Source organism: Nocardia exalbida NBRC 100660 (genome assembly GCF_000308575.1).
Taxonomy (GTDB): domain Bacteria; phylum Actinomycetota; class Actinomycetes; order Mycobacteriales; family Mycobacteriaceae; genus Nocardia; species Nocardia exalbida.
In genome coordinates this window covers 16,412-27,424 of sequence record NZ_BAFZ01000086.1, presented here as the reverse complement: position 1 = coordinate 27,424, position 11,013 = coordinate 16,412, and the positions used below count along the sequence as shown (strand labels likewise).

General features: G+C 68.3%; 12 protein-coding genes. 8 read left to right on the top strand and 4 right to left on the bottom strand.

Features of this window, described 5'->3' with window-relative positions:
* Positions 1–527, top strand: a 527-nt coding sequence (locus tag ON29_RS20700; protein WP_040868631.1) for an acyltransferase, incomplete at its 5' end; no start/stop codon positions are given.
* A 240-nt stretch (positions 528–767) separates the two neighbouring features.
* A complete protein-coding gene (locus tag ON29_RS20695; RefSeq protein ID WP_040868620.1) occupies positions 768–1,313 on the top strand; it encodes a DUF1697 domain-containing protein in 546 nt (181 codons plus the stop codon).
* Positions 1,314–1,324: 11 nt separating this feature from the next.
* Here the strand turns inward: ON29_RS20695 and ON29_RS20690 are convergent, their stop codons facing one another.
* Genes ON29_RS20690 through ON29_RS20680 form a run of 3 tightly spaced genes read right to left on the bottom strand, consistent with a single transcriptional unit; the run spans position 1,325 to position 5,057 of the window.
* Positions 1,325–2,578 carry a glycosyltransferase family 4 protein gene (locus ON29_RS20690; protein ID WP_040868618.1) on the bottom strand — a complete coding sequence of 418 codons (1,254 nt, stop codon included), beginning with the start codon at positions 2,576–2,578 and terminating at the stop codon, positions 1,325–1,327.
* Positions 2,575–4,242: a 1,4-alpha-glucan branching protein domain-containing protein gene (locus ON29_RS20685; protein ID WP_083863896.1), complete on the bottom strand. Its 1,668-nt coding sequence runs from the start codon at positions 4,240–4,242 to the stop codon at positions 2,575–2,577. The genes ON29_RS20690 and ON29_RS20685 overlap by 4 nt, the downstream gene beginning before the upstream one ends.
* Positions 4,239–5,057, bottom strand: coding sequence for a class I SAM-dependent methyltransferase (locus tag ON29_RS20680; protein WP_245549042.1), 819 nt, complete (start codon positions 5,055–5,057; stop codon positions 4,239–4,241). The genes ON29_RS20685 and ON29_RS20680 overlap by 4 nt, the downstream gene beginning before the upstream one ends.
* A gap of 264 nt (positions 5,058–5,321) precedes the next feature.
* On the opposite strand from ON29_RS20680, the gene ON29_RS20675 reads away from it, so the two are divergent.
* From ON29_RS20675 to ON29_RS20655, 5 genes are all read left to right on the top strand, one after another.
* Positions 5,322–6,107, top strand: a complete 786-nt coding sequence (locus ON29_RS20675; protein WP_040868614.1) for an electron transfer flavoprotein subunit beta/FixA family protein — start codon at positions 5,322–5,324, stop codon at positions 6,105–6,107.
* 37 nt (positions 6,108–6,144) lie between these two features.
* Positions 6,145–7,101: an electron transfer flavoprotein subunit alpha/FixB family protein gene (locus ON29_RS20670; protein WP_040868613.1), complete on the top strand. Its 957-nt coding sequence runs from the start codon at positions 6,145–6,147 to the stop codon at positions 7,099–7,101.
* Positions 7,102–7,246: 145 nt separating this feature from the next.
* Positions 7,247–7,747 (top strand): hypothetical protein, encoded by a 501-nt coding sequence (locus tag ON29_RS20665; RefSeq protein ID WP_157172842.1) that lies wholly within the window; start codon positions 7,247–7,249, stop codon positions 7,745–7,747.
* Positions 7,744–7,965, top strand: a complete 222-nt coding sequence (locus tag ON29_RS20660) for a hypothetical protein (RefSeq protein WP_040868611.1) — start codon at positions 7,744–7,746, stop codon at positions 7,963–7,965. The genes ON29_RS20665 and ON29_RS20660 overlap by 4 nt, the downstream gene beginning before the upstream one ends.
* 381 nt (positions 7,966–8,346) lie before the next feature.
* Complete coding sequence (locus tag ON29_RS20655) at positions 8,347–9,399, top strand: cobalamin-independent methionine synthase II family protein (protein ID WP_040868609.1); 1,053 nt, start codon at positions 8,347–8,349, stop codon at positions 9,397–9,399.
* Positions 9,400–9,602: 203 nt separating this feature from the next.
* Here the strand turns inward: ON29_RS20655 and ON29_RS20650 are convergent, their stop codons facing one another.
* A complete protein-coding gene (locus tag ON29_RS20650; protein WP_040868607.1) occupies positions 9,603–9,812 on the bottom strand; it encodes a DUF397 domain-containing protein in 210 nt (69 codons plus the stop codon).
* Positions 9,813–10,032: 220 nt separating this feature from the next.
* Between ON29_RS20650 and ON29_RS33950 the strand changes: the two genes are divergently transcribed.
* Complete coding sequence (locus ON29_RS33950; protein WP_083863893.1) at positions 10,033–10,962, top strand: IPT/TIG domain-containing protein; 930 nt, start codon at positions 10,033–10,035, stop codon at positions 10,960–10,962.
* The last annotated feature ends 51 nt before the right edge of the window (positions 10,963–11,013 follow it).

Sequence of the window (11,013 nt, the reverse complement as noted above, 5' to 3'; positions counted from 1 at the left end):
AGATCCACGCCACCCCGGAACTGGCCCGCATGGAGATCGGCCGCTGGGTGCACATCGGCGACGGCAACGCGATCCGCTGCCACGAGGGTTCGCTGCGCATCGGTGACAAGGTGGTGTTCGGCAAGGACAACGTCGTGAACACCTATCTCGACATCGAGATCGGGGAGTCGACCTTGGTCGCCGACTGGTGCTACATCTGCGACTTCGACCACAAGATGGACGACATCAACGTTCCGATCAAGGACCAGGGGATCGTGAAGAGCCCGGTGCGCATCGGCCCCGACACCTGGATCGCCGCCAAGGTGACCGTGCTGCGTGAGACCAGCGTCGGCCGCGGCTGCGTGCTCGGCGCGCACGCCGTGGTCAAGGGCGAGATCCCGGACTACAGCATCGCCGTCGGCGCACCGGCCAAGGTCGTCAAGAACCGCAAGGCGGCCTGGGAGGCGGGTGCCGAACAGCGTGCGGAATACCTCGCCGCGCTCGAGGACATCGCCCGCAAGAAGAACGGGGCCACGCAGACCGCCTGACGGGTACAGCTGGACGAGTCGCGGCGGCCTCACCTCGGGGCCGTCGAGGGTCTACGCAGTCGCGCCTGAGCGCGGCGCGCGTTCATCCGCGGAGTTCGTCGCGCCGAGCCGTGCGCGGCTGTCGCTGGGCGAGTGTCGCCTGCTCGGGTTCCCCGCGCCCGCACCTCCGATCCGAGCGGACACCTGAGGCTGCCCGATCGAGGCCCGGATTCGTCGGCGCGGGCGAGTAGGTTCGGCGCTATGACTGCCTACGCCGCGCTGTTGCGCGGGATCATGCCGAGCAATCCGAACATGAGCAACGCCAAATTACGCGGGGTTTTCGAATCGCTCGGCTTCGAAGGCGTCGGTTCGGTACTGGCCAGCGGCAATATCGTGTTCCATACCGCGGAGTCCGACGTGCCCGAGCTCGAGGATCGCATCCAGCAGGCGCTGATCCGGGAACTGGGGATCGGTGGCGGCACGATCATCCGCAGCCACGACGAACTGCGCGCGCTGCTCGACACCGACCCGTTCCACGGTCTGACCCACGGGCGAGGTACGTACCTGATCGCGACGTTCCTCAAGGACACCGCCGAGCCGCCGCCCAGCCTGCCCGAGCACCCAGACCCGCTCACCCGGGTGGTCGGCTACGACGAGGCCGCGCGCGCCTTCCTGGCGGTCATCGACAACAGCGAGCCGGGCAAGACGCCGGACTTCATGGCGTGGCTGGAGAAGACGTACGGCAAGGACATCACCACTCGCACCTGGCTCACCGTCGAGCGCATCGTCAAGAAGCTCGCGGCCTAGCCGGGCCGGGGTTACTTCGGATCGCGTTCCGGCAGCGGACGTTCCACGATCGAGGGGCGGCCGAGCGGGTTGCGCACCCGCCGCTTGGCCGAGTGGTACACCTGGGCGGTCTCCGCCGCCACCACGTCCCAGGCGAAATCGGCGGTGAGCCGTTCCCTGGCAGCGTAGGCCCGCTGCTGCGCGGCGGCGGGGTCGTCGAGGGTGGCGCGGACCGCCTCGACCAAGCCGTCGACGTCCGCGGGCGCGAACGAGGCGCCGGTGACGCCGTCGATCACCGCCTCGCCCAGGCCGCCCGCCGTCGAGGTGATCAGCGGGGTGCCCGCCGCGGCCGCTTCGAGCGCGACGATGCCGAAGGGTTCGTACCGGCTGGGCAGCACGATCGCGTCGGCGCCGTGCAGCCAGCCGAGCAGTTCGGCGTGGTCGAGCTGACCGGCGAAGGTCACCGCTCGCGCCACGCGGTGCACCCGGGCGCGCTCGCGCAACCACTCGAACTGGGTGCCGACGCCGGCGACGGTCAGGGTGGTGCCGGGATGGGCGCGGCGGATGCGGGGCAGCGCGGCGATCGCGTCCTGCACGCCCTTCTCGTACTCGAGCCTGCCCACGTACAGCAACCGGGGCGGACCGCTGCGCGGCGAGCGCGGGCGGAAAGTCCACGCGCCCACATCGATTCCGTTGCGGATCACCGTCATCGGGATCCGCTCCGGGCCGTAGAGCCGTTCGACCTCGTCCTGCATGGACGACGAACAGGTGATCAGCGCGTCGGACTCGTTGGCAAGCCACCACTCCACCGAGTGCACCTGCTTGTTGACCTTGCCCGCGACCCAGCCGCTGTGCCGGCCCGCCTCGGTGGCGTGGATGGTCGACACCAGCGGCACGTCGTAATACTCGGCCAGGGCGATGCCGGGGTGGGCGACCAGCCAGTCGTGCGCGTGCACCACGTCGGGCGTCCAGCCGTCGCCGATGCCCGGCTTGCCGAGCGCGACGCCCGCGCGCACCATCGCGTGCCCCATGGCCAGCGTCCAGGCGAGCATGTCCTCGCCGAAGTCGAAGACCGGCGGGTCCTCCGCGACCGCCACCACCAGCACGCCGTCGGCGATGTAGGAGTGCGTGGGATGGGTCGCGGCGTCGGTGCCGGAGGGACGCCGGGACAGCACGACCACCTCGTGACCGGCCGCGGCCAGTTCGACGGCGAGGTGATGCACGTGCCTGCCGAGCCCGCCCACCACGACCGGCGGGTACTCCCACGACACCATCAAAATCTTCATGCAAGTCCTTCTGCGGCCGAGCCCGGGTCCGCCGGAACCGGCCCGTGGTCCGCGGTGGCGGAGCCCGGGCCTGGCACGGCGGCGGATACTGCCCCGGTGGCGCTGGGTACGGACCCCGCGGAGGTGAGTCGTCGCGCGTCCACGCCGGGGAAGAGTCCGTCAGCTGCCCCCCATCCTGCCGCCAACTGCCGTGCTTTCGCGAGTTGGCCCGCCCCGACGGCCGCGGCGATTTCCCGGACCGCGTGGGCGTGCCGGTGCGCCCGCTCGCGCGCGTAACCCGCGGCGGAGTCCTTGCTCACCATGAACGCCCAGTCGCTGGAGACGGTGAGGATCGCCTCGCGCAGCAGCTGATCGGCGACGTGGTCGCGCAGCCCGAGTGCGCCGCCCTGCGCGGCGCGCATCTTGTCGATGGTGTCCAGGGTCAGCCGCACGATGTCGTCGTTGAGTTCGACCAGATCACGCACCTGCTCGCCCGCCCACACCCGCCAGTCCTTGCCCGAACCCCAGGACGAGTCGGCCAGCGGCACCGGTTCGCCCAGGTAACCGCGTGTTCGCGCATCGGCAAGGGTGCCCACCGTGACGCCCGCTTCCGGCAGCGCGCGCAACACCTGCGCCAGCCACTGCGGCCCCTCGTGCCACCAGTGGCCGAACAGTTCGGTGTCGAACGCGGCGACGACCAGGGCGGGCCGGCCGATCCGGTCGGACTCGGCGATCAACCGTTCGCGCACGGTCCGCACGAAGTCGTCCACGTCCCGCGCCACGGCCGCGGCGGCCAGTTCCGGGTCGTAGGGAGCCTTGTCCGGGCCCGCCACGGTCTTGCCGGTGACCCGCGCGGGTTTGAGACCCGTCGCATGGTCGTAGTGATGAAAGTCACGGTAGGCGCCGTGGCCCGGGTAGCCGGATTTCGGGGACCAGACCCGGTAACTCACCTGCAGATCACGCCCGAACGCGACCACGTCGGAATCCCGCACCGGACGTCCGAGCGTCGTGTCGCCGCGCAGCGCGGGACCGTCGACCATGAAATGTGTCACACCGGCGGCGGCGTAATCGACCTCCATGCCGGGGGTGTATCCGCATTCCGGCGCCCAGATGCCCGTCGGTGTGTGACCCCAGCGGTGCCGCGCGTCGGCCAGGCCCTCGGTGAGCTGGAACCGGCGCATCCGCGGGTCCAGCAGCGGCTGGAACGGGTGGGCCAGGGGGCCGCCGAGCAGTTCGATGGTCTCCGCGTCGATGAGCGCCCGCCAGACCGGTGCCGCGCCGTGCCGCCAGTGCTGCTCGAACTCGGCCAGGGCGGCGGCGGCCAAGCGATGTTCGTGCCTGCCAAGCGCGACATTGCCCGTCATGGCGGCCTCGTCGGCGCGCAGCTGCCAGTTGCCCAGCCAGTGGTGCATACCCGCCAGGCAGTGCGGGTCGTCCAGCTGGGCCGCGAGCACCGGCGTGATGCCGAGGCTGAGCAGATGCGAACGTCCTTCGGCCGCAAGGGTTCGCAGGACCTCGACGAGGGGCAGGTAGGACGCTGCCCAGGACTGGTAGAGCCATTCCTCGCCGACCGGCCAGCGGCCGTGATGGGCCAGCCAGGGCAGGTGGGAGTGCAGGACCAGGCTGAACTGGCCCGGCACCGGGCTTGCGGTGTGCTCGCCGGGCACGGTACTGCGATCGGTCAAGGCTTCACCGCGATGGCGACCAGATCCAGACTCGCGTCGATGTCCGCGGCGACCAGCGCGAAATCGTCCACCGTGACGCTCGCGACGTCCGCGGTCAGTTCCGCGGGCCACGGTTCGCCCGCCAGCGCCCGTTCGATCTGCGCGTCGATGAACGACCCGCCGTGCTTGGCGTCCAACGCTTTCAGGCCGGGACCGTGGTGCACGCCGATCATCCGCGTGACCTCGAAACCGGCATCGACGAGCAATTCGGTCAACTCGGCCGCGTTCAGTTCCCTGGTGTGGAACGGGTTGAGCGGAGTGTCGCGACCCGGGGAGAAGGTGATCCGGTTGGGCGTGCTGATCAGCAGCTCGCCGCCGGGGCGCAGCACCCGCAGGCACTCGCGCAGGAACTGGGACTGGTCCCAAAGATGTTCGATCACTTGGAAGTTCACCACGACGTCGACCGAGGCGTCCTCCAGCGGCAGTTCGGCGAGGTTGCCCTGGATCATCTCCACGCGGGGGTAGCGCGCGCGCACGTGCTCGACGGCGCTGGTGTCGTAGTCCACGCCGATCACCTTGGTGGCCACGCCCGCGATCATGTCCGCGCCGTAGCCCTCGCCGGAACCCGCCTCCAGCACGGTCTTTCCGGCGCAGCGGTCCAGCAGGCGGGCGTAGGCGATCTCGTGCCTGCGGAACCAGTAGTTCTCCTCGGCGATGCCGGGAACGGTGCGCTCGCCGGTCAGCGGCAGTGGTTCGACGGCGCCGACGGCGGCCTCGGTGTCCACGGAGATGCCGGACGGGTCGCCCACTGCGGCAGGGATCACAGCCTCGCTCATCACTCCGACGTTACTGGCACCGCATCCGCGGGAATCACCCCACCCGGTCGGCTCGGAAGTGCGGCTCTGGCAGGCCGGACCCGGGGCCGCCGAACCGGGGCACTGTAACGCGTGGTACCCACGTGTGAGAGAGAAGCCACTAAGTTACCCACGGGTAACTTAACGTAAGGTAATGTCACGGCCTGAGCCACCCACCCGGGCGTACGGCGCAGCTCGTGCGACCACCATTTACGTGTAACCAGAACAGGAGGTCGACGAAGACCGATGCCGAACATCGTCGTACTCATCAAGCAGGTTCCCGACACATGGTCGGAGCGCAAACTCACCGACGGTGACTACACGCTCGACCGTGAGGCCGCCGACGCCGTCCTCGACGAGATCAACGAGCGTGCCGTCGAAGAAGCGCTGCTGATCAAGGAAGCCCAGGGCGGTGAGGTCACCGTGCTGGCCGCCGGACCCGACCGCGCCACCGAGGCCATCCGCAAGGCGCTGTCCATGGGCGCCGACAAGGCCATCCACATCAACGACCCGGCCATCCACGGCTCCGACGCCGTGCAGACGGCGTGGGTGCTGGCCAGTGCGCTCGGCCAGGTCGAGGGTGTCGAGCTGGTCATCGCGGGCAACGAGGCCACCGACGGTCGCGTCGGCGCCGTGCCCGCGATCATCGCCGAATACCTCGGCCTCCCGCAGCTGACGCACCTGCGCAAGCTGACCGTCGACGGTGACAAGATCACCGGCGAGCGCGAGACCGACGACGGCGTGTTCAAGCTGGAGGCCACCCTCCCGGCCATCGTCAGCGTCACCGAGAAGATCAACGAGCCGCGCTTCCCGTCCTTCAAGGGCATCATGGCCGCGAAGAAGAAGGAAGTGCAGACCTTCACGCTGGCCGACCTGGGCGTCGACCCGTCGACCGTGGGCGTCGCGAACGCGGGCTCCACCGTCACCGCGGCCACGCCGAAGCCTCCGCGCACCGCGGGCGAGAAGATCGCGGACGAGGGCGACGGCGGCAGCAAGATCGCTCAGTACCTGATCGGCCAGAAGATCATCTGATCTCGGTAGCGCCTGCAGACTTCCTAGGAGAGAACAAATGGCTGAAGTACTCGTGCTCGTCGAGCACGCCGAGGGTGCGATCAAGAAGGTCAGCACCGAACTGCTCACCGCGGCTCGCGCTCTCGGCGAGCCCGCCGCCGTCGTGCTCGGCACGGCGGGCACCGGCGAGAAGCTGGCCGACGCGCTGGCCGCCGCGGGCGCCGAGAAGATCTACATCGCCGAGTCCGACGATGTGGAGAACTACCTGGTGACCCCGAAGGTCGACGTGCTGGCCGCGCTGACCGAGTCGGTCTCGCCCGCCGCCGTGATCGTCGCCGCCACCGCCGAGGGCAAGGAGGTGTCGGGTCGCCTGGCCGCCCGCATCGGCTCCGGCCTTCTGGTCGACGTCATCGACGTGAAGTCCGACGGCACCGCGGTGCACTCCATCTTCGGTGGCGCGTTCACCGTCGACGCCAAGGTCACCGGCGATGTTCCGGTGATCTCGGTCCGCCCGGGCGCCGTCGAGGCCTCGGCGCAGGCCGGTGCGGGCGAGAAGGTGACCGTCGAGGTGCCCGCGCAGGAAGACGGCGTGGTCAAGGTGACCTCGCGGGAGCCGGTCGTGGCCGGTGACCGTCCGGAACTCACCGAGGCGGGCATCGTGGTCTCCGGTGGCCGCGGCGTCGGCTCCGCCGACAACTTCTCGGTCGTCGAGGCGCTGGCCGACTCGCTCGGCGCGGCCGTCGGCGCCTCGCGCGCCGCCGTCGACTCCGGCTACTACCCGGGCCAGTTCCAGGTCGGCCAGACCGGTAAGACGGTCTCGCCGCAGCTGTACATCGCCCTCGGCATCTCCGGCGCGATCCAGCACCGCGCGGGCATGCAGACCTCGAAGACCATCGTCGCGGTCAACAAGGACGAAGAGGCGCCGATCTTCGAGATCGCCGACTACGGCATCGTGGGCGACCTGTTCAACGTCGCGCCGCAGCTGACCGAAGCGGTCAAGTCGCACAAGGGCTGACACGCTCCGAGCGATCGAAAAGTGGCCCCGACCGGACGGTCGGGGCCACTTTTTTCGGCTTCACATCCGAAAAGCCGAGCCGACAACGATTTTGAGCTACTGTTGGCGTGCGTTGCTGCACTGCGGGATGGGGGCAAGGGGGGCGATGAGCGACGTCGTGGACAGCGGCAGTCTTCAGTTGGCGACCGTCGTGGACGGCGGTCTGCCGATAACCGCTCGGCTGGAACAGTTCAGCATTGCTTTCGTGCGCATGGTCGCCGCCGCCGCGGGCTGTTCGGTCAAAAGTCACGAGACCGACTACGACGGGGTGGTCGGCGTCACTCCGGTGACGTCGGTGCGTCCGGACGCCGACGCCCCCGCTTCGGACACTCGCTCACCGAGAACGAACCGCGCTGCCCGTGCGGTGGCGCGCATCAGGAAGCGATCCGCGCCGCACGCGGTGGGCGTTGTCGCCGTGTTTCCAGCGGCTGTGCTCATGACGTGTGATCGGTTGGGGTGCAGTGGCATACGCGCCAATGGACCGACACTGCTCGTGGTCGGCACGGTTGACGGCCCCATCCGCCGATCCCATGCGTTGCTTGGTAGGTTCATTGGCGTCAAGTCCCCCGAAGGGGGGGAGTCATCGACACTAGGGGATCAGAAGTGAAGAAGACGGTTACGGGACTGCTGATGGGTGCGCTGGCCACGGGGGCTTTGATCGCCTCAGCGCCTGCGGCGCAGGCAACGGTGTATTCGAACGAAAAGGAATGCCTGGCCGCCGCGAAGCAGGAGGAGGCGCGGCGCGTTTCCGCGGGCGACATCAACGTCCCCCACTACAGCTGCAAGGCAGAAGGAAACGGCTGGCGAATGGGCATCTTCCGCTGATCGAAGTGGTGAGGGCGGGCTGACCTGGTCCGCACCGCCCACGCCGCACGATCTGCCGCACAACCCCAGGACCACCGCGTCGATTGCTGCGCGGTGGTCCTGTTGCGTTTCCACCACCGCCGAAATACTTGCCTCCGACCGCCATTCGGCCCTGGACCGGCCGCCGGGCTCTCTTGTGAGACCGATGATGGCCTGCCGATGAGCATGTATAGGCGCTGATCTTCGAGCGCTTGGTTCGGTGTGCTCGGTCGGAAAAGGTCGGCGCGAAAATTGGTGAGAACTCTCGAGGCCAGGTGAGTGACAATCGTGACCGGTGCGAAATAAATTACGGCGCAGTCGATTCGCGTCGAAGTCGCAGGTTACGGACGTACACTCGGCCCGGTGAGCATCCCAACGGAACCGATCGGTAGCATCCCTCGCCCTCACGACCTGTTGGCCGCCATGGCCGACGATTCCGGCGACGTCGCGCTCGCCGAACTCCAGCAGCGCGCGGCCGCCGAGACCATCCGCCGTCTGGAGGAACTCGGCTCTCCCGTCGTCACCGACGGTGAGCAGTCCAAGCCGAGCTTCGCCACCTATCCGCTCGCCGGGCTGGACAACCTGGCCCCGGACGGGGCGACCATCCCGTTCGCCGACGGGCACCAGCGGCAGTTGCCCCGCCTGACCGCAGGGCCGTTCCGCTACGCCGCGCACGCGGCGGACTATCTGCGCGCCGCACAGCAGCACGCCACCGTTCCGGTGAAGCAGGCCGTCATCGCGCCGTCGGCGCTGAGCCTGCTGTATCCGGCCGAGGGCATCCAGGGTTATCCGCGCGAGCAGTTCCTCGCCGATCTCGCGGACGCGGCCGAGGCCGACATCCGCGGCTGTCTGGAGGCGGGGGCGCACTTGGTGCAACTCGACTTCACCGAAGGGCGGCTCTCGCTGAAGCTGGACCCCAGCGGCGGCGTGCTCGACCAGTTCATCGCGCTGAACAACACTGTGCTCGAACGGTTCTCGGACGAGGAGCGCGCCAGGATCGGTGTGCACACCTGCCCTGGCGGCGACCAGGACTCCACGCACAGCCTGGACGTGGACTACGTCGATCTGCTACCGAAGCTGCTGCAACTGCGGGTGGGCGCGTTCTACCTCCAGTTCGCCAGCGAGCCCGACCCGGAGAAGGTGCTGGCCGTGGTCGCCGAACACCTGCCGGCCGCAGCGCGCGTGTTCATCGGCGTAACCGACCCGATCGATCCGCGCGTCGAGACACCCGAACAGGTGCGTGACCGCGTGCTGCTCGCCGCTCGCTTCCTGCCCGTCGATCGGTTGGGCACCTGCGACGACTGCGGTTTCTCGCCGTTCGCCGACGACACCTCCACCTCACGGGAGACCGCGTTCGCCAAGATCCGCGCGCGCATCGAGGGCACGGCGCTGGCGGCCACGGAATTGGGCGTCTGACCGGCGGTGACTCGTGCGACCGGCTCCGGGCGACCCGGGGCCGGTTTCCTCCGGCAAGGAGTCGGACTGCGGTTGCTCGATGGTTCAGCGCGGACGCGCATCAGGGGCGTCCGCGCGGTAGAGGAATGCGATGGACGCGTGTGGAGCGGCCCCGCTCCGGCCGTGTGGGCGGGGCCGTCGATCCGGTTAGGTGTGTGTTGCGGTCAGGCGGGGCGGTGGAATTCGCCGCTCTGCACGCCCGTGGTGAAGGCGTCCCACTCACCTGGCGCGAACGCCAACGCTGGGCCGGTCGGGTTCTTGCTGTCCCGGACCCCGATCATGCCGCTGTCGAGCCAAGCCACTTCGACGCACTGCGAGCCGCTGGCGCTGCGGCTGCTCTTGAACCATTTCGGGCCGGATAGGTCACCGTTCACCGCTCGTAACTCCTTGCCACCCGCCGCAGCAGGTCTCGCGATTCCACTTCACCCAGGCACTTTTCCCGGATGGCCGAGAATCTGAAAACGGAAGAAAACGGATCCGGAGATCTATTGCCCGCGTGCCGGTATAGGGGTCTTACTGAATAGAGCCAGGATAAAGCGAGTTCGCCGCCCTGGCGCAGCGGAACTACTTCCGCCGGGTCGAGGGGGTCGCGCTATGTCCACCACTACTTCCCGGTCTTCGGCTCCGACTCTGATCTCGGTGAGCCCGAGTTCGGGGCCGATCATCGGTGGAACCACGGTTGTTCTCGACGGGACGAACCTGAGCGGCGCTACGGCCGTCGAATTCGGAACCATTCCGGCGACCTCGTTCACGATCGAGTCCGCAACGCGGATCGCGGCGGTCTCTCCTGCGGGAAGAGGAGCTGTGCACATCACCGTCACCACGCCCAGCGGGCTGAGTAACGGCGTCTCGTTCACTTATGTCGGCACCCCTGCGCCGGCCGGGGTGAATTTCGGTCCGGGATCGTCGATCGTGTCCGATGGCGGACCGCCGCGCGGGAGCTGGGGCACCGTCGGAGCTGTCGGATATGACGAACTCGGCAATCTGGTGGCTCTCACGGCAGGGCACATGATGACTCGGAAGACCAGAGCTCAGGAGGTTTTCCTCTCGGGGAAACGCGGACTGGGTCCGGTCGGGTACTACGCCACGTGGCCTACGAATTGGCCCGGCTTTCCGTCGATGCGTTTTCCGGCCGACTCGTCGAAGGATTACGCGGTCATCAAACTGGACGAAACGAAGATCAATCCGGTCAACACCACGCCGAACGGGACCGTGATCAACCGGATCGGCACGGATCCGGTCCCGCTCTCGGACATCATGTGCAAGTACGGCCAGGTGTCCGGAACGACATGTGGTCTCGTGATCGGGTACGAGAACAACGTCATCAGTTCATGGGCCGCGGTCATTCCGGGCGACAGCGGGGGACCGGTGACCACGCGGAGCGGTCTGGTCGGAATAACATCCGCGATCAATCCGCTCGAGCCGTGGGCTCCGTTCCAGTTCACCGGTATCCACGGAATTCTCGATGACATCGCGGCGCAGGGGCCGGACACGATCGGAATCGGATTCACCCCGCTTCCGTGATCGCTGGAATCGGCGGTCTCGAGCACGAGGCCCACGGGATCGCTCGGCAGC

Excerpts from the sequence above, each read along its gene's own strand:
- ON29_RS33950 (WP_083863893.1), top strand. The coding sequence starts at position 10,033 with ATGTCCACCACTACTTCCCGGTCTTCGGCTCCGACTCTGATCTCGGTG.
- ON29_RS20675 (WP_040868614.1), top strand. The coding sequence starts at position 5,322 with ATGCCGAACATCGTCGTACTCATCAAGCAGGTTCCCGACACATGGTCG.
- ON29_RS20690 (WP_040868618.1), bottom strand. The coding sequence starts at position 2,578 with ATGAAGATTTTGATGGTGTCGTGGGAGTACCCGCCGGTCGTGGTGGGC.
- ON29_RS20670 (WP_040868613.1), top strand. The coding sequence starts at position 6,145 with ATGGCTGAAGTACTCGTGCTCGTCGAGCACGCCGAGGGTGCGATCAAG.
- ON29_RS20680 (WP_245549042.1), bottom strand. The coding sequence starts at position 5,057 with ATGAGCGAGGCTGTGATCCCTGCCGCAGTGGGCGACCCGTCCGGCATC.
- ON29_RS20665 (WP_157172842.1), top strand. The coding sequence starts at position 7,247 with ATGAGCGACGTCGTGGACAGCGGCAGTCTTCAGTTGGCGACCGTCGTG.
- ON29_RS20695 (WP_040868620.1), top strand. The coding sequence starts at position 768 with ATGACTGCCTACGCCGCGCTGTTGCGCGGGATCATGCCGAGCAATCCG.